The sequence below is a fragment of the Leclercia sp. W6 genome (assembly GCF_003336345.1).
Taxonomy (GTDB): Bacteria; Pseudomonadota; Gammaproteobacteria; order Enterobacterales; family Enterobacteriaceae; genus Enterobacter.
The window spans coordinates 4,836,403-4,857,579 of sequence record NZ_CP031104.1 but is presented as its reverse complement, the minus strand read 5'-3'; the positions used below and the strand labels follow the sequence as shown (position 1 = coordinate 4,857,579).

4 protein-coding genes and 1 pseudogene are annotated in these 21,177 nt (G+C 64.3%); all 5 read left to right on the top strand.

Annotated features, from left to right (window positions below; translation table 11 throughout):
• Positions 1 to 117: 117 nt before the first annotated feature.
• Positions 118 to 5,049, top strand: a pseudogene (locus tag DVA43_RS23870) (Ig-like domain-containing protein); the annotation flags it as partial.
• 188 nt (positions 5,050 to 5,237) lie between these two features.
• On the top strand, positions 5,238 to 16,304 hold the full coding sequence (locus tag DVA43_RS25215; protein WP_114316976.1) for a BapA/Bap/LapF family large adhesin: 11,067 nt from the start codon (positions 5,238 to 5,240) through the stop codon (positions 16,302 to 16,304).
• Positions 16,305 to 16,381: 77 nt separating this feature from the next.
• Positions 16,382 to 17,782, top strand: a complete 1,401-nt coding sequence (locus DVA43_RS23860; protein WP_114316975.1) for a TolC family outer membrane protein — start codon at positions 16,382 to 16,384, stop codon at positions 17,780 to 17,782.
• On the top strand, positions 17,779 to 19,971 hold the full coding sequence (locus DVA43_RS23855; protein WP_114316974.1) for a type I secretion system permease/ATPase: 2,193 nt from the start codon (positions 17,779 to 17,781) through the stop codon (positions 19,969 to 19,971). The genes DVA43_RS23860 and DVA43_RS23855 overlap by 4 nt, the downstream gene beginning before the upstream one ends.
• Positions 19,972 to 19,981: 10 nt before the next feature.
• Positions 19,982 to 21,151, top strand: a complete 1,170-nt coding sequence (locus DVA43_RS23850; RefSeq protein WP_114317191.1) for an HlyD family efflux transporter periplasmic adaptor subunit — start codon at positions 19,982 to 19,984, stop codon at positions 21,149 to 21,151.
• The last annotated feature ends 26 nt before the right edge of the window (positions 21,152 to 21,177 follow it).

Here is a 21,177-nt window from a genome sequence, read left to right as displayed (position 1 = left end):
ATTACCCAAGGTCATTGTTTGAAATAAACAATTCCCCTTTGGGTGGCGCTTAATCTGCTGAAAAGAAATGGTAAAAACTGCACGCCATTTCTCTGCACTCTGCCGGGAGTAATACACATGAGTAAAATCACTGTCATCTCCAAACTGACGCACGTTGAATCAGTAACAGACGGGTCTCAGGTGACGCTGAATGATTCCTCCATTGTAAAAATCAACGCTGATCGGGCCGACATTCTCGAGTACAACCGCAGCGGGAATGACCTGATCGTTAAGCTGACCGACGGCGAAACCATTACCGTTAAAAACTTCTTCGTCAGCGGCGATAACGGTATCAGCCAACTGGTGCTGGAAGAGGACAACGGTGCGCTGTGGTGGATTGCTGACCCGATGGCAGCAGAGCAATACCAGTCGATAGCCTCCATTGATGCCCTGCTGGCAGGAACCACAACCGCCTCCGCGGGCGAAGCGGCGATCTGGCCGTGGGCACTGGGCGGAGTGGCGGTCGCAGGGGGCATTGCGCTGGCCGCTGGTGGCGGTGGCGGCGGTGGTGGTGGCGGAAGTAATGGCGACGGTGACGGCGGCATTGATAACGGCGGGGGCAGCGACAACGGTGGTGGGAGCAACAATGGCGGTGGCAGCGACAACGGCGGCAACCCCACCCTGCCGGGCAGCCCGAACGACACCACCCCGCCAGGCGCACCCGCCAACCTCCGATTCTCAGCAGATGGCACCCAGCTTAGCGGGAGCGCCGAACCCAACAGCACCCTCACCGTTACCGATGCCAACGGCAACGTCATCGGTCGGGGCCAGGCCAACGGCAACGGCGAGTTCACCGTCGATCTCGGCAAGCCTTACACCAACGGGGAAACCCTGACCGTCACGCCAACCGACGGCGCAGGCAACGTCGGCCCGGGCACCCCGGTGACCGCCGCAGATACCACCCCACCCGCAGCGCCAGTTGTCGCCAGCGTGGTCGATGACGTGGGTAACGTAACCGGGTCGCTCACCAGCGGCCAGACCACCGATGACGCCCGCCCTACCTTTAACGGCAGCGGTGAACCCGGCACCACCATCACGATTTACGACAACGGCAACGCCATCGGCACCGCGCCGGTCAACAGCGACGGTAGCTGGACCTTCACCCCGGCCAGCGCACTGGGCGAAGGGACGCATCAGATCACCACCCGGGCCACCGACGGCGCGGGCAACACCGGACCGGCCTCCCCGGCCTTCAGCTTTACCGTGGATACCGTCGCGCCGAATGCGCCATCCGGCGTGACGGTGAATGACACCACCGGCACGATACAGGGGGTCATTGCCGCCGGACAGACCACCGATGCCAACCGCCCGACCCTGAACGGTAGCGGTGAAGCGGGCAGCACCATCCGGATTTATGATAACGGCCAGCTCGTGGGCGAGACCGTTGTCGGTGCAGACGGCACCTGGAGCTTTACTCCGGAGACGCCCCTTGCCGACGGGCCACACTCCCTCACCCTGACGGAAACGGATCTCACCGGCAACACCAGCGCCCCCTCAGAGCCGTTTGCTTTTACTGTCGATAGTACGCCTCCGGACCAGCCGACCATCGACCAGATCCCTTACGGCACCCAGGTCATAGGCACCGCCGAGCCAGGCAGCACCGTCACCATCTACAACGCGTCCGGGGAGCCGATTGGCAGCGCCACAGCCAACGCTCGCGGCCAGTTCAGCATTACCCTCACTGAAGGGCAGGCCGTGGGGGATGGCATCCGCGCGGTAGCTTCCGATGCCGCCGGAAACCAGAGCCAGCCAGCGACCGCCGTAATCAGCGATATCACCCCGCCTGACGCGCCAACCGATCTTCAAATCTCCCTGGACGGAGCCACCGTTACCGGTAAGGCGGAAGCGGGCAGCACCGTGACCATCCGCGATGGCGACGACGTGATCGGCGCAGGCCCGGCGGACGCTGACGGCAACTTCACCATTATTCTCACCACCCCGCGGCTGAACGGTGAGAACCTGGCGGTTACCGCTACCGATGCCGCGGGCAATACCGGACCAGAAAGCAGCGTTACCGCCCCGGACGTCACCCCGCCCGAGGCGCCGGTTATCGTAAGCGTGGTGGATGGCATGGACGACATCACCGGCGTGGTCAATGACGGGCAGGTCACCAATGACCGCCAACCGCTCATCACTGGCACCGGTGAGCCGGGCGCCACCATTTACATCTATAACGGCGACGAGGAGGTCGGTTCTGCCAACGTCAACGCAGACGGCACCTGGTCTACCAACGTCACGCTGGGCGCGGACGGCGGCTACGTCCTGCGGGCGGAAGCGGTGGACAGTGAAGGCAACCGCAGCGTCCCGTCCAACACCTGGAGCATTATTCTCGATGCCACCGCGCCGGGTACGCCTGCCATCGTCCAGGTGATCAACGATCTGCCTGACTCCGCTGGCGTGATCGATAACAACAGCGCCACCAACGACAACCGCCCTACCCTCTACGGCACCGGTGAAGCCGGGTCGACCATCACTATTCTGGTGGATGGCGTGGAGGTGGGCACCGCGCTGGTAGGCAGCGGCGGCGAGTGGAACTTCACCCCGGCGACAGCGCTTGAAGATGGGGAGCACGCCATCACGGTGGTGGCAAAAGATACCGCCGGGAATAACAGCGCTGCCTCCGACGCCTTTACGCTGACCGTTGATACCACCGCGCCCGCCGCCCCGGTCATTACCCGGGTGGCAGATAACACCGGCAGCGTGCAGGGTGATGTGGGCAACAACGTCCCCACCGACGAAACCCGTCCGGTGTTCTACGGCACCGGCCCGGCGAACGCGCAGATCGCCCTCTATGAAGGCACCACGCTGCTGGGCACTGCCATCACCAATGCGCAGGGCGAATGGAGCCTGCAAGTGACCGCCCCGCTGGGGAATGGCACTCACACCATTACCGCCACCGTCAGCGATGCGCTGGGCAACACCGCCACCTCTGAGAGCTTTAACCTGGTGGTGGATACCCTCGCGCCAGACACCCCGGCGTTACCGGAGATCACCGTCAATCCTGAAGGCGGCGAGGAAGCGATCCTCACCTCCGGCGGCAGCACCCGCGACACCACCCCAACCCTGAGCGGTACCGGTACGGAAGGCGAAATCGTCACCATCTACGACAGCACCACCAAAATCGGCGAAACCACCGTCCAGCCAGACGGGAGCTGGAGCTGGACCCCGCCAGAGGGACTGCCTAACGGCACCTACGATCTCAGCCTGACCGTGACCAACAAAGATGGCGCGGGCAACGAGAGCGCCCCGTCGCAGCCGGTGAGCATTACCATCGATACCGACGCGCCGGATCAGCCCGCCGCCCCGGTTATTACCGATAACGTCAGTGAAATTACCGGCCCGGTTGGCAACAACGGCGCCACTAACGATACCCGTCCGGTACTGAGCGGCACGGGCACGCCAGATGACACCATCAGCATCTACGACAAGACCGCCACGGGCAACGTCCAGGTGGGCGAAGCGGTGGTCGACATCAACGGCAACTGGAGCTGGCGACCTGATGACGAGCTGGCCCAGGGGCAGCACAGCTTCACCGTGACCGCCACCGACGAGGCGGGTAACGTCTCGGCGATCTCAAACACCATCATCGTGACCGTCGACAGCGTAGTACCGGCGATCCCGGTTATCAGCAGCGTGGATGACAACCTCCCGGCGGGCGGCAGCAGCAACGACAATACCCCGACCGTCACCGGTACCGGCGAAAACGGCACCACCGTGATCCTTTACAGCAACGGCGTGGAGGTGGGACGCAGCCAGGTCACTGACGGCAGCTGGAGCATCACCACTCCGGAACTGCGGGATGGCCCGACTACCCTGACCGTGGCGGCGGTGGATGCTGCCGGGAACGTCAGCGGTGCGGGCAACGATTTTGCCTTCACTATCGACACCCAACCGCCAGGTAACCCACAGCTGCTTGAGATCTCTGGCAGCACCCTGGCCGATGGCACGCTCTACGTGAAAAACGCTACTCCGACCCTGAGCGGCAGCGGGGAACCGCTCAGCACCATCACCATCGTTATCGACGGCAATGCCGTAGGCGAGGTGCAGACCGATGCCGAAGGCCGTTGGGAGCTGCCGCTGCCGGAAGGCACCCCGCTGAGCGATGCCAGCCATACCATCACCGTAGTGGCGCGCGACGCGGCGGGTAACACCAGCGAAAGCACGCCGGTTAACCTGATCGTTGATACCCAGGCGCCGGGCGTGCCGGTGGTGACCGGAATTGTTTCCGGCGGTACGCCGCTGACCGGTACCGCCGAGGCGGGCGCTACCGTGACGGTACGTGGCCCGGATGACGTGGTGCTGGGCACCGGCGTCGCCAACGCCCAGGGTCAGTTCTCCGTCGCCCTGACCCCGCCGCAAAGCGACGCGGTCACCCTGAGCCTGACCGCCAGCGACGTGGCGGGCAACACCAGCCAGCCGGGATCGTATGACGTTCCGGCCACGCCAGCGCTGCCGGACGTTCCGGTCATCAACGAGATTGTTGATGACAACGGTACCGGCGGCAACGTTAAAGGCGGCAGCTCCAACGACACCACCCCGACCCTCACCGGCACCGCCATCCCGGGCAGCGAGGTGACAATCTATCTCGACGGCAGTACCACGCCGCTGGGCACCGTCACCGCCGACGCCACCACCGGCGCCTGGTCGTTCCCGATCGTAACCGCCCTGGATGAGGGCAGCCATAGCTTCAGCGTCACCGCCACCGTTGACGGCCAGACCAGCGGCCTGTCGCCGGAAGCGACGGTCAATATCGATATCACCCCGCCATCCGCCCCGGCGTTCGGTAGCGTCGTGGACGACGTGGGCCCGGTTTCGGGCGCCATCGTCAGCGGCAGACCGACCAACGATGACCTGCCGACCTTTAACGGCACGGCGACGCCGGGCGACGTCATTACCCTCTATGCAGGCGACACTGTGCTCGGTACGGCAACGGTGGGCAACACCGGGGCCTGGAGCATTACCCTTGCCCAGCCGCTGGATGATGGCACCTACAGCCTGACCCTCAGCGCCACCGATCCGGCGGGCAACGAAAGTCCGCGCTCGGCACCGTTCACGCTGGTGGTGGATACCAGCGCAGGCGAAGTGCTTATCACCGGCGCTAACGACAATATCGATCCGGTCAGCGGCAACGTAGCTAACGGCGGCAGCACCAACGACAACACCCTACCCTCTCCGGCACAGCACAGGCGGGCAGCAGCGTGGCGATCTACGATGGCATTACGCTGCTGGGTACCGTCACCGCCAGCGCCACGGGCGCCTGGAGCTTCACCCCCACCCGCGTGCTGGCGGAAGGTCAGCACAGCTTTACCGCAGTCGCTACCGACAGCGCGGGTAACGTCAGCCCGGTATCCGGTACTTACACGCTGTTCGTGGACATGACTCCACCGGCCACCCCGGTCATTGTCAGCGTCAACGATAATGTGGAGGGTAGCACCGGCCCGCTGACCAACGGCCAGGTCACCAACGACACCCGCCCGGAACTGACCGGGACCGGCGTGGCGGGCAGCACCGTGCATATTCTGGATAACGGCGTGGAAATCGGCACCGCCTTCGTTAGCGAAAGCGGCAACTGGAGCTTTATCCCTGAGACCAATCTGACGCAGGGCTCGCACGATCTGCGCGTCAGCGCCACCGATGCCGCAGGCAACCTCTCGGGCACCTCGCCAGCCTTTACGCTGAATGTGGATACCGCCGCCCCGCTGGCGCCGGTGGTGATCACCGTGGCGGATGCTGTCGGCGCGGAGATCACCACGCTGGAAAGCGGCGATACCACCAACGACACCCGTCCAACCTTTACCGGCAGCGGCGAAGTGGGTGCCACGATCCGTATCCTTGTTGACGATCAGGAGATCGGCACCGCGGTGGTTAACGCCGCAGGCAGCTGGACCTTCTCGCCCGATCAGCCCCTGGAAGAAGGCACCCGCAGCATTCGCTTTACCGCCACTGACGTCGCCGGAAATACCGGGGATGCCAGCGAGCCGTTTGTTCTGACGGTGGATACCCAGGCCCCAACGGCGCCGACCCTCACCGCCATCAGCGATAACGTCGGCACCATTCAGAACCCGATCACCACCTCCGGCCAGAGCACCGACGACACCACCCCGACCCTGAGCGGCAGGGCTGAAGCCAATGCCACGGTGGATATTTATGACAACGGCGCTCTGATCGATACCGTGCAGGCTAACGAAGCGGGTGACTGGACATACACCCCAGACCAGGCGCTCAACAACGGCAGCCACACCTTTACCACCCGCGCCACCGACGCGGCGGGCAACGTCAGCGAGCTCTCGCCGGGCTTCACCCTGATTGTCGATACCCTTAAACCGGTTGCGCCGGTGATCGCCCTGGCCCAGGATGACGTCGCACCGGGCACCGGTGCGCTCGCCAGCGGAAGCAGCACCAACGACACTCTCCCGGTGCTCACCGGCACCAGCGAGCCGAATGCCCGGGTGCAGATCTTTGAAGGCGAAACCCTGGTGGGTGAAGGCGTGGCGGATGCGCAAGGAAACTGGACGGCCACGCTCACCGAGCCGCTCAGCGACGCTGAGCACAGCTTTACAGCGGTAGCCATTGATGCCGCGGGCAACGCCAGCGATCCATCCGCCGCCTTCACCCTGACCGTCGATACCCAGCCGCCAGCAGCGCCGGTGCTGGTTTCGGTCACTGATGATGTCGGTGCCGGAGGCATCCTCGACAACGCCCAGCTGACCAACGATGCGAACCCGACGTTGCGCGGCACCGCAGAGGCGGGCGCCACGGTGAACATTTACGACGGCGCCACCCTGCTGGGCACCGCGCTCGTCGGGGCCGACAACGCCTGGATCTTTACCCCGCAGAGCCCACTGGGCGACGGTCTGCACACCCTGACGGTGACAGCCACCGACGCGGCGGGCAACGTCAGCCCGCCGACCAGCGGATTTGTGATCAACGTGGATACCATCGCGCCGCCAGCGCCTGCCATCGTCTCGGTTGTGGATGACATCGGTTCGGTACAGGGGCCTGTTCTCAACGGCAACCCGACCAACGATACCCGTCCGACCCTCAACGGCACCGCCGAAGCGGGGGCCATCGTGCGTATTTACGACGGCGACATCCTGGTGGGCGAGACAATCGCTAACGCCGAGGGCCAGTGGACCCTGGCGCAGACCACCACCGCTCTCATCGACGGGGTGCATAACTTCACCGCCACCGCCACCGACACTGCGGGCAACCTCAGCGCGAGGTCACCGGTTACGTCGATCACCGTTGACACTATCGCCCCGGGCGCGCCGGGTAGCTTCACCGTGCTCAACAACGGCAGCACCCTCACCGGCCAGGGCGAAGCGGGCAGCACCATCACCGTGCGCGATGGCGACACCGTGATTGGCACCGGGGTCGTTGACGAGACCGGCAACTTCTCCCTCACCCTCACCACGCCAAAACAGAACGGGGAACTGCTGACGGTAACGGCAACCGACCGGGCCGGGAACACCGGCGCGGAAGGCCAGATCGTCGCTCCGGACACCACGCCGCCTGCCGTTCCGGCGATCACCGACGTGGTGGACAACGTGAGTGCGTATACCGGCACCGTCAACGACGGGCAGACCACCAATGACAACACGCCGCTGGTGCGCGGCACCGGCGTTGCCAACACCACCATCCTGCTCTACAGCGGCACGGATCTGGTTGGCACCACCCAGGTCAGCGCAGAGGGAACCTGGGAGATCCAGCTGACGGCACCGCTGCCTGATGGCGGCCATGTCCTGACCGCGCAGTCGGCGGACGCCGCGGGCAATAACAGCGCGCCGTCCAACAGCTGGAGTATCGTAGTGGATGCCACTGCCCCGGACGCCCCGGTTATCACCCAGGCGATCAACGATCTCTCCGGCAGCCCGGTTGCCATCAACAATAACGGCGCCACTAACGACAACCAGCCAACCCTGAGCGGTACCGGGGAGGCGGGCACCATCCTCAGCATTCGGGTGGACGGCGAGGAAGTGGGCACTGTTCAGGTAGGCGCGGGGGGTGAATGGACCTTCACACCGCCGGAGGCGCTCGGCGAAGGATTGCGCGTCATCACCGTGGTGGCGACCGATGCCGCCGGGAACACCGGTGAACCGTCCGCAGCCTTTAACATCACTATCGATACCGTACCGCCAGCCGCCCCGGTCATCACCCTGGCCGTGGACAACACCGGCAGCGTCACCGGCGACGTGCTCAGCGACCAGCCGACCGATGAGAATCTGCCGCTGATCCGCGGAACGGGTCCGGCGAACGCGCAGATTAACCTCTATGACGGCACCACCCTGCTAGGCACCGCCACCACCAGCGCGACGGGAGCATGGAGCGTACAGCTCACCACGCCGCTGGGGAACGGCACCCACGCTCTGACCGCCACGGTGATCGATGCAGCAGGCAACACCGCCACCTCCGACACCTTTAACCTGGTGGTGGATAACGTGCCGCCTGCCACGCCGGAGATTCCGGCTATCACCGTCAACCCGGACGGCAGCGGCGAGACCCCGCTTACCGGCGGGGGCAGCACCCGTGATACCACCCCAACCCTGAGCGGGACCGGGAATGAGGGGGATCTCGTCACCATCTATAACGGTACCACCCCTATCGGTGAAACCACCGTGCAGCCGGACGGGACATGGACCTGGACGCCGCCTGCGGATCTGCCTAACGGCACCTACGATCTGAGCCTGACCGTGACCAACAGCGACGGCGCGGGTAACGAGAGTGCGCCATCCCAGCCGGTAAGCATCACCATCGATACCGAAGCGCCAGAGACGCCAGCGCTGCCGGTGGTGACGGATAACGTCAGCGATATCAACGGCCCGGTAGCCAACAACGGCGCCACCAACGATACCCGTCCGGTGCTGAGCGGCACAGGCACGCCGGACGACATCATCACCATCTATGACGAGACCCTCAACGGAAACAATCCGGTGGGCGAAGTGGTGGTCGACATCAACGGCAACTGGACGTGGCGTCCGGACCTGCCGCTGACGGAGGGCACCCACAGCTTCACCCTGACCGCCACCGACCCGGCGGGCAACGCATCGCCGGTATCTGGCAGCATGACCGTCACCGTTGACAGCGTCGTGCCAGCGATCCCAACTATCGGCATCGTGGATGACAACGTCGGTCCGGTCATCGGCAACATTGCGGCGGGGGGCAGCAGCAACGACAATACCCCAACCGTCACCGGTACCGGAGAGAACGGCACCACGGTGATTCTCTACAGCAACGGCATTGAGGTGGGACGCGGCCAGGTCACTGACGGCATCTGGACCATCACCACTTCGGAACTGCGAGATGGCCCAACCACCCTGACCGTGGCGGCGGTGGATGTTGCCGGGAACGTCAGCGCGGCGGGGAGCGACTTCGCCTTCACCATTGACACCCTCCCGCCTGCCATCCCGCAGCTGCTGGCGATCTCCGACAGCACCCTGGCGGGCGGCCAGCTCTACGCCAACAGCAGCACCCCGACCCTGAGCGGGACCGGGGAGCCGCTCAGCACCATTACCGTCTCTGTCGACGGACAACCGCTGGGCGAGGTGCAGACCGACGCCCAGGGCCAGTGGACGCTGCCGATCCCCGACGGCACCCCGCTCTCCGATGCCCCGCACACCTTTACCGTGGTGGCGCGGGATGCGGCGGGCAACACCAGCGAAAGCACGCCGGTTAACCTGATCGTTGATACCCAGGCGCCGGGTGCGCCGGTGGTGACCGGGATTGTCTCCGGCGGTACGCCGCTGACCGGTACTGCCGAAGCGGGTTCCATCATCACGGTGACCGGCCCGGGCAACGTGGTGCTGGGCACCGGGGTCACCAACGCCCAGGGGCAGTTCTCCGTCGCCCTGACCCCGCCGCAAAGCGACGCGGTCACCCTGAGCCTGACCGCCAGCGACGTGGCGGGCAACACCAGCCTGCCGGGATCGTATGATGTTCCGGCTACGCCAGCGCTGCCGGACGTTCCGGTTATCGACGCCATCGTGGATGACAACGGCACCGGCGGCAGCATCAACGTTAAAGGCCTCAGCTCCAACGACGCTACGCCAACCCTTACCGGCACGGCGATCCCGGGCAGCGTGGTGACCGTTTATCTCGACGGCAGCACCACGCCGCTGGGCACCGTCACCGCCGACGCCACCACCGGGGCCTGGTCGTTGCCGGTTGCCACCGCCTTGAGTGAAGGCAGCCACAGCTTCAGCGTCACCGCTACCGTCGACGGCCAGACCAGCGGCCAGTCGCCGGAAGCGACGGTGAATATCGACCTCACCCCGCCTGCGGCACCTGCTCTGGGCACGCTGGTGGATAACGTCGGCATTGTCACCGGTTCAGTAGTTAGCGGTACCCCGACCAACGACAACCAGCCAACCCTGAACGGCACGGCGACGCCGGGGGATGTGATCACCATTTATGCCGGTGATACCGTGCTCGGCACCGTACCGGTGAGCGCAACCGGAGCCTGGAGCTTCACCCCCACCGAGCCGCTGGCGGATGGCACCTATACCCTGCTCCTCACCGCCACCGATCCGGCGGGCAACCAGAGCCAGCCGTCGGCACCGTTCTCGCTGGTGGTGGATAATGTGGTAGCACCACCGGTTATTACCGGGGCGAACGATGACGTCGGGCCGGTGACCGGCAACGTGGTCAGCGGCGGCAGCACCAACGACAACACCCCAACCCTGACGGGCACCGCGGAAGCGGGCAGCAGCGTCGCCCTCTATGAAGGCACCCGCCTGCTCGGCACCGTGGTTGCCAACGCCAGCGGGATCTGGAGCTTCACTCCGACGGTAGTGCTGCCGGAGGGCCAACACAGCTTTACCGCCATCGCCACCGACGTGGCGGGCAACGTCAGCGCGGCGTCCGGGGCTTACACTCTGACCGTGGACATGACGCCACCAGCGACGCCAGTCCTGGTCAGCGTTAACGACGACGTGGCAGGCAACACCGGCGTACTGGTAAGCGGCCAGATCACCAACGACGCGCGTCCGGAACTGACCGGGACCGGCGTGGCGGGCAGCACCGTGCGCATTCTGGATAACGGCCAGCAGATCGGCACCGCGCTGGTGGACGACAGCGGCAACTGGCGCTTTACCCCGGACACCGATCTGGCTCAGGGGCCGCACGAGCTGCGCGTCAGCGCCACCGATGCCGCAGGTAACGTCTCGGGCACCTCTCCGGCCTTCTCCCTGAACGTCGACACCGTCGCGCCGCTGGCACCGGTACTGGCAAACGTGGTGGATGACGTCGGGACCCTTACCGGCACGGTAAACAACGGCGGCATCACCAACGATACCCGCCCAACCTTTAACGGCACCGGTGAAGCGGGCTCGATTGTCAGTATCCTTGTGGATGGAGAAGCGGTCGGCACCGCGGTGGTTAACGCCGCCGGGAACTGGACCTTCACCCCTGACACCGACCTCGCCGAGGGGCTGCGCAGCGTCACCTTCACCGCCACCGATCCGGCGGGGAACACCGGTCCTGCAAGCGCAGCCTTTACCCTGACGGTAGACACCACCGCTCCGGCAGCACCGACCATCGTGGCCGCCGCCGATAACGTGGGCAGTATCCAGACGCCGCTCACCGTTTCGGGCCAGGTGACTGACGATCCGACCCCAACCCTGTCCGGCCAGGCGGCCGCCAGCGCCACGGTGACGATCTATGATAACGGTGTGGCCCTTGGCAGCGTGCAGGCCAGTGCCGCCGGGGAGTGGAGCTTTACCCCGGCCACGGCGCTCGGTAACGGCAGCCACACCTTCACCGCCAGCGCCACCGACGCGGCAGGCAACCTCAGCGAAGCCTCGGCGGGCTTTACGGTGATTGTCGATACCGTCAAACCGCTCGCCCCAGTGATCGCCCTGGCCCAGGATGATGTCGGCAGCATAACCGGGGCACTCCCCAGCGGACAGCGCACCGATGACACCCTGCCGGTGCTCACCGGGACCAGCGAAGCGAACGCCCGGGTGCAGGTGTTTGAAGGCGATATCCTGCTGGGCACCGCCACCGCGGATGCCAGCGGCAACTGGTCGATTGCCCTGACCACGCCGCTCACCAACGACACGCACAACTTCACGGCGGTGGCAACGGATGCGGCGGGTAACGTCAGCGATCCGTCCAACACCTTCAGCCTGACGGTAGATACCCTGCCGCCAGCGGTGCCGGTGCTGGTCTCAGTGGTGGATGATGTCGGCACGGTGACGACCCTTACCAGCGGCCAGCTGACCAACGACGCGAGACCAACCCTCAGCGGCACCGCGGAAGCGGGCGCGACGGTGAGCATCTACGACGGCACCCTGCTGCTCGGCAGCGTGGTGGCCGATGCCAACAGCGCCTGGAGCTTTACTCCGACTACCCCGCTGGCGGATGGCCTGCACACCCTGACGGTGACCGCCACCGACGCGGTGGGCAACGTCAGCCTGCCGACCGCGGGCTTTACTGTGAATGTCGATGCCACCGCCCCGGCTGCACCTGTCATCACCTCGGTGGTGGATGACGTCGGCTCGATCCAGGGCCCGGTGATCAACGGCAATCCGACCAACGACAACCGTCCAACCCTCAACGGCACCGCCGAAGCGGGCGCAATAGTGCGCATCTACGACGGCACCACGCTGGTAGGCGAGGTAACGGCCAACGCCCAGGGCCAGTGGACGCTGGCGCAAACCACCACCGCCCTCACCAACGGGGTGCATAACTTAACCGCCACCGCCACCGATGCGGCGGGCAACCTCAGCGCAGCGTCGCCGGTCACCGCCATCACCGTCGACACCATCGCTCCGGGGGCACCGGGCGGCTTGACTGTACTGGAGAGCGGGGGCCGGATTAACGGCACCGCCGAGGCGGGCAGCACCGTCACCATTCTCGGCACCGACAACGTGACCGTGTTGGGCACCGGCATAGCCGACGCGTCCGGGCGCTTCAGCATCGCGCTCTCCACGCCGCAGGTGAACGCCGAACTGCTGCACCTCTTCGCCACCGACCGGGCCGGTAACGTGGGGCAGACGGTGGATCTGCGGGTGCCGTACTCGGTGATCCCGAATCCGCCGGTCATCACCAGCGTCAACGACAACGTGGGCAGCATCATTGGCAATCTGATCAACGGACAGAGCACCGACGATACCACCCCAACGCTGACCGGGACCGCGCAGCCGCTCTCCACCATCACTCTGTATGACAACAATGTGTTGTTAGCCACGGTGACCACCAACAGCGCCGGGGTCTGGACATACACCCCAACCGTGCCGCTGGGTAATGGCCCTCACGCCTTTACCGCCACCGCAGGCAATGCGGCTGGCACCAGCGCGGTAACGCCGCTGAGCTCGATTGTCGTGGACACCGTCGCCCCGGGCACGCCGCAGGGAACCTTTAACGCCGACGGCAGCGTTCTGAGCGGAACCGCCGAAGCGGGGAGCACCATCACCCTGCTGCTGAGCGATAACAGCGTGGTGACCACCACCGCTAACGCCCAGGGCAACTGGAGCTACACCTTCCTCGACAGACAGTCCGAAGGGGAGCGGATCACGCTTTCCGCCACCGATGCGGCGGGCAACACCTCCGCTACCGGCACGGTGATTGCGCCAAACCTGCCGCTGTCGGCGAGTGACAACGTGGTGGGGCTGGCCCTGACCACCAACGCCACCACCAGCACCGCCCAGTACAGCGACTACGGCGTGCAACTGGTGGGCGGCGTCGGCAACGTGCTGTCGCTGCTGGGAGAGAACTCCGCCCAGGTGACCTTCACCGTACCGACCGGCGGTAGCGCAGATATGGAGATCAACGCCAGCGCCACGGGCATCGTGCTCTCCCTGCTCAACACCCTGGAGATCATTGTGCAGCGCTGGAACGGCAGCTCCTGGACCACCGAAGTGGATACTGGCCTGCCGCAGTTCGCCAACCTGCTGACCCTGGGCGCCAGCGGCGTGACCCTGAACCTGGCCGGTCTGCCGGGCGGGCAGTATCGCGTGCTGAGCTACAACACCAACCTGCTGGCGACCGGGTCGTACACCAGCCTGGACGTGGACGTCACCCAGACCACGGCAGGTACGCTATCCGGCACGCTGGTGCAAAACGGTAACGTCATTACCGATATCGATCCGGTGAGCGGCAGTGACAGCGCGCCAAACGGCACGGTGGTGACCAGCGTGACCAACGCCAACGGCGTTACCGTCAACGTGGCGGCGGGTGCGGCGGGCACCACCATCAACGGGCTGTACGGCACCCTGACCCTGCACACCGACGGGAGCTACACCTACACCCTGACCAATACCAGCGCCTCGGTGCTGGGCCGGACCGACACCTTCACCTATAACATCGCCGGAAAAGGGGCCACGGACGACGCCCGCCTGGTGATCACCCTGGGTGAGAACACGGTGCGCAACAGCGTGACGGCGGTGGACGACACCGCCTCCCTGACCTTCGGCACGCAGGTACAGGCCATCGACTACGGCCCGTCAAGCCAGGGCGGCTTTACCGTGGTGGGAGTTAACCTCGGCAACGTGCTGAACCTTAACCTGCTGGACGATCGTAGCGAGACCATGAAGTACAGCGTGGCGGAGGGTACCACCCGCTCCATGACCATCCAGAGTAGCGTCGGCGGGGTGGCCCTGGCCTCGGTGTTTGACCTCTATATCTACAAGTTCAACCCGGCAACCCAGAGCTACGAGCGGGTGCGCACCGAAGCAGGCTGGCTGCGCGCGCCGCTGCTGGGCGGCACCTCGGCACCGCTGACCCTGACCCTGCCGGCAGGGGATTACATCTTCCTGATGAACACCGTCTCGGGGATCACCGCCCTGACCGGCTACCGTCTGAACGTGCTTGAGGACCACGTTTATGCCGTCACCAGCACCACCGCCAGCACCACCGGCGACGTGCTGCAAAGTGACATCGCGCCTGCGGGCACGCTTGTCACCCAGGTGAACGGCGTTAACGTGAACGCCACCGGCACCACCCGCATTGAGGGAGAGTACGGCACGCTGCTGATCGACGCCCAGGGCAAATATACCTACACCCTGCGCGCCGGAGTGGGCGCCGACCAAATCAGCACCCCGGACAGCTTCATCTACACCGTGACGGCACCGAATGGCGATAAGGACACCGCCTCGCTGAACATCACCCCGACACCGGTGGCGCTGGATGCGGTGAACGACGTCAGCCGCGAGCTGGTGGTGGATACTACCCCGCAGGTGGCCGCCTACCGCGATGACACGGTGGGTAACGCGACGTGGAACGCCGCCCTGCTGGCATCCACCACTGGCCGGGGCAGCGGCACGTTTGTGGTGGACGCCAACACCGCCCTGCATGACATCGTGCTCCACTTTAACGTCGCCTCCCTGCTTTCGCTGGGCGGACTGAACGTAAACTGGACCATTACCGGGGGAGGGGTTACCCGAAGCGGTTCATTCAATGGCGGCCTGCTGCTGGGTGGCGTGGCGACCATTAACGTCACCGGTCTGGATCTGGACGCCGGAACCTACACCCTGAGCTATACCGGCTCCATGGGGCCGCTGGGGTTAGGCCAGATCTCCATCACGCCTTATGTCACCGGTACCACCGTCTACCTGAACAATGAGCTCACCACTGCGGGCCACACCGTCACAGGCAATATCTTCGACGGCACGGATTCCGGCGGCGTGCTGGATCAGCTGCACTCGGTGGACAGCCGTCTGAGCATTACCGGCTATAACGGCACCACCACTATCCTTGATCCGTACACCACGGCCAACGCCACCGCCAACATTCAGGGGCATTACGGCGTGCTGAACATCGGAGTGGATGGTCACTACACCTACACCCTGAACAGCGGCGTCTCGCTGGCCTCAATGACCACGAAGGAGACCTTTACCTACAAACTGACCGGCGATAACGGCACGACCGACACCGCCACCCTCACCATCAACATGGCACCGAAGTTCGTCAGCACGGAGCATAACGATACCTTCACCGGTAGCGCCTATGGCGACACGCTGATTTACGAAGTGCTGAACAACACGGCGGGGAACGGGACGGCAGGCAACGGCGGTAACGACCACTGGACCAACTTCTCACTGGCGCAGGGAGACAAGATCGATATCAGCGATCTGCTGGTGGGCTGGAACGGAAGTAGCGCGACGCTCGGTAACTATTTGCACGTCACAAATAGCAATGGCAATACCGTGATCTCCGTCGACCGAGACGGAGCGGCAAATATTTACACGAATACTACACTGGTAACACTGGATAACGTTCAGACAACTTATGAGGAGCTGGTTAACCAGAATCACATCATCACCGGTTAGCGCTAATAACAAGACCCGGGCGCTCGTCGCCCGGGCTTAACATTATAAAGTTGTTCAGTTTTTTTAGGGATAATGCCATGAACAAAGTACCTTGCTGGTGGCTTGGGTGCTGCCTGTTGTCTGCACAGGTCCTTGCCGCCGATTCGCCTGCGGTAATCAGTTTTGGACAATTAAATGAAAATCAGGCGCTGCCCGCTCTGGATGGACGGGTCGCCCTGCCCACCCGTCAGGCTGCCCCCGGTACCTTAACCCTCGGCGATGCGGTGACCCGCGCCGTCAACTGGCATCCCACCATTCGCGAAGCGGTGGGCAAACTTTACGAACAGATCCAGCAGGTCGATGTCGCTAAATCGAAATACTATCCGCAAATCAGCGCCGGGATAGACAACGGCTACAGCAACAACTCCAGCGATACCGGCTTTACCCCCTCGGTGGTGGTCTCCCTCTCCCAGATGCTCTATGACTTTGGCAAGGTGGCAAGCCAGGTGCGCGCCGAAGACGCGGGCGTGGTGCAACAGCAGGCCAACGTGCTGTTGAGCATCGACACTATCGCCCGGGATACCGCCATCGCGCTGGTGCAGGTGCAGATGTGGCAGCAGATGGTGGAGACCGCCGAAGAGCAGCTTGAGGCGCTCGGCGCCATTGGCAAGCTGACGCGCCAGCGTAACGACGAAGGGGCCACCTCGCTCTCGGACGTGGTGCAGACCGACGCCCGTATCGAAGGGGCGCGTTCGCAGCTGATGCAGTATCAGGCCAACCTCGACAGCGCCCGCGCCACGCTGATGAGCAACCTCGGCTGGAGCAACCTGAATGCGGTCAGCAACGCCTTCCCGGAAAAACTCGCCCGTAGCTGCGACATCAACGAGCCGGATGACCGGCTGGTGCCCGCGGTGCTGGCGTCCTGGGCGCAGGCTAATGTGGCGCAGGCGAACCTCGATTATGCCAATGCGCAGATGACTCCTACCGTCTCGCTGGAGCCGCAGGTGCGTCACTACATGAACAACCGCTACCCCGGCCACGATACGCTGGACAAAACCCAGTACAACGTCTCGGTGAACGTCGAGATGCCCATCTACCAGGGCGGCGGGCTGAGCGCCCGGCGCAACGCCGCCAGCCACGCGGTGGAAGCGGCGCAGTCCAATATTCAGCGCACCCGGCTGGACGTGCGGCAAAAGCTGCTGGAGTCCAAAAGCCAGGTGATGAGCCTGATGAGCACCCTGCAGATCCAGTCCCGCCAGGAGACGCTCAGCCAGCGTACCCGCGAACTCTATCAGCAGCAGTATCTGGATCTGGGCTCCCGTCCCCTGCTGGACGTGCTGAACGCCGAGCAGGAGGTCTTTCAGACCCGCTTTACCCAGTGGCAAACCGCCGGGCAGCTCCGCCAGTTACAGATCAACTGCCTCTATAACACCGGGCGGATGCGCAATGCCTTCGGCCTTGAAAACCACACCATTCAGTCAGTGGAGATCCAACCATGATCCGAGACGATATCCTTTATGAGGAGACACTGACGCAAGAGGCGCTGGAGCACTGGGCGCAGGCGTTTGGCTACGTCGCCACCCGCTACCGGGTGGCCTGCTCCCCCGGCGCGCTGGTGGCGGGCGCGCCCTGGCTACAGGGCAAAAGCAAAATCCCGGCGCTGACCGGGCTTGCCCGCGAAGCGGGACTCTCCTTTCAGCTGCTGACCAACGGCCAAGAGTCCATCAACAGCTGGCGCCTGCCGGTGGTGGTGGAGCTTAACGACGGCAAGATTGGGGTGATTGAGCACTTTGACGGCGAGGATCTGCTGGATGTCTGCTTCTTTGACGGCAAGGCGCAGACCAATCGCATCTCGCTGGCGAAGATGCTCCCGGCCATTCGCCAGGTGGTGGCCCTGCGCCCGTTGGCGGCGCTGAAAGACAGCCGCGTGGATGCCTATATCTCCAAATACCGCCCGGACTGGCTCTACCGGCTGGTGATGCGCGACCTGCGGCCTTATACCTACGTCATGCTGGCGGCGCTGTTCATCAACCTGCTGTCGCTGGCGGGCATTCTCTTTTCAATGCAGGTCTATGACCGGGTGATCCCCGCTCAGTCCTACCCCACCCTCTATGTGCTGACCATCGGGGTGCTGATTGCCACCCTGTTCGGCTTTATCCTGCGTATCGCCCGGTCTCACATTATGGATCTGCTGGGCAAACGGGCCGACATGCGCGTCTCGGACCGGGTGTTTGGCCACGCCCTGCGCCTGCGCAACAGCGCGGTGCCCCGCTCCACCGGCAGCTTTATCTCCCAGCTGCGCGAGCTGGAGCAGATCCGCGAGATGGTCACCTCCTCCACCATCTCCACCATCGTCGACCTGCCCTTCTTCTTCCTGTTTGTGGTGGTGCTGGCGATCATCGCCCCGTCACTCGCCTGGATCGCCCCGGTCGCGGCGGTGGTGATGGTGCTACCGGGCCTGCTGCTGCAGAAAAAGCTGGCGGCGCTGGCGAAGCAGTCGGCCCACGAGGCGACCCTGCGTAACGCCGTGCTGGTGGAGAGCGTGCAGGGGCTGGAGGACATCAAGCTGATGCAGGCGGAGAACCGCTTCCTGCAACAGTGGAACAGCTACATTCAGATCACCGCCGAGTCAGGCCTTAAGACCCGGGAGCTGACCCAGGGCCTGATCAGCTGGGGGATGACCATTCAGAGCCTGGTCTACACCGCGGTGATTGTGGTGGGTGCCCCGATGGTGATCGAAGGCGAAATGACCACCGGTGCGGTGGTGGCCGCCTCGATGCTGGCCTCGCGGATGATCGCCCCGATGGCGACCCTGTGCGGCGTGCTGGCCCGCTGGCAGCAGGTGAAGGCGGCCAAAGAGGGGCTGGACAACATTATGCAACTCCCGACCGAGAACCAGCGTGAAGAGACGCCGATCCGCCAGGACGTGCTGCGTGGACACTACCTCTTCGAGCAGGCGCAGTTCGCCTACGGCGGCGACGCGCAGAACCCGGCGCTGCGCATCAACCGGCTGGAGATTAAACCCGGCGAGCATGTGGCGGTGCTGGGGCGTAACGGCGCGGGCAAATCGACCCTGCTGCAGGCGATGGTGGGCAGTATGGATCTGGTGGGCGGCGAACTGCGGCTCGACAACCTCAGCCTGCCCCATCTCGACATGGCGGATGTGCGCCGCAACGTCGGCCTGATGAGCCAGAACGCGCGGCTGTTTTACGGCACCCTGCGGGAGAACATCACCCTCGGGATGCCGCGGGCCACCGACGAGGAGATCTTTGCCGTGCTGGAGATGTGCGGCGCGGCCAGCTTTGTGCAGAAGCTGGCGAAGGGGCTGGATCACCCGATTATGGAGAACGGCGTCGGGCTCTCCGGCGGCCAGCGCCAGTCGATTTTGCTGGCGCGTATGTTCCTGCGCGATCCCAATGTCGTGCTGCTGGATGAACCCACCGCCTCGCTGGATGAGCACACCGAGCGCGAATTTATCCAACGTCTGGGCCAGTGGCTCGGCCACCGCACGCTGATTGTCGCCACCCACCGCGTACCGATGCTGGAGCTGGTGGAGCGCGTGGTGGTGCTGAAAGAGGGCATGCTGGTGATGGACGCGCCGAAAGCGCAGGCGCTGAGTAACAGCCGGATGCAGCAACCGCAGCAGGCAAATGGCCGGGAGTGGAAAAATGAAAATCAATCAGCGTGACGTTGCGGCGATGGATGACCTGGATAACGCCCTCGGCTCCGAGAGCGGCTATACCGGGGCGAGAAGCATTGTGTTATTCAGCCTGCTGCTGTTTGTCGCTGCCGGGGTGTGGGCGTGGTTCAGCATTCTCGATGAGGTTTCCACCGGCACCGGGAAGGTGATCCCCAGCTCCCGGGAGCAGGTGTTGCAGTCTCTCGACGGCGGGATCCTCGCCGAGCTGAAAGTTCACGAAGGGGATCAGGTGCAGGCCGGCCAGGTGCTGGCGCGCCTCGACCCGACCCGTTCTGAATCCAACGTCGGTGAAAGCGCCGCCCGCTACCGCGCGTCGCTGGCCTCCAGCGCCCGTCTGCGTGCAGAGGTGAACGATCTGCCCCTCACCTTCCCGCCGGAGCTGGCGAAATGGACCGACCTGATCGCCGCCGAAACCCGGCTCTACAACTCCCGCCGCGAGCAGCTGGAAGACTCCCGGCGCGAGCTGCGCCAGGCGCTGGATCTGGTGAATAAGGAGCTTGCGATCACCCAGCGGCTGGTGAAAACCGGCGCCGCCAGCCACGTCGAGGCGCTGCGCCTGCAACGCCAGAAGAGCGACCTTGAGCTGAAGCTCACCGACCTGCGCTCGCAGTACTATGTTCAGGCCCGGGAGGCGCTCTCTAAATCGAACGCCGAAGTGGATATGCTCTCGGCGGTGCTGAAAGGACGTGAAGACTCGGTGACCCGCCTGACGATGACCTCGCCGGTGCGCGGCATTGTGAAGAACATCAAGGTGACCACCATCGGCGGCGTTATTCCCCCGAACGGCGAAGTGATGGAGATTGTGCCGGTGGACGATCACCTGCTGATTGAAACCCGCCTGTCGCCACGGGATATCGCCTTTATCCACCCCGGCCAGAAGGCACTGGTGAAGATCACCGCCTACGATTACGCCATCTACGGCGGGCTGGATGGCGTGGTGGAGACCATCTCCCCGGACACCATTCAGGATGAAGCCAAACCGGAGGTCTTCTACTACCGGGTGTTTATCCGCACCAGCCAGGATTACCTGGTGAACAAAGCGGGCAGGCACTTCTCGATTGTGCCGGGGATGATTGCCACGGTGGATATCAAGACCGGCGAGAAATCGGTGATGGATTATATGATCAAGCCGTTTAACCGGGCGAAAGAGGCGCTAAGGGAGCGATAGCAAGAGCGCCGGGTGGCGGCTGCGCC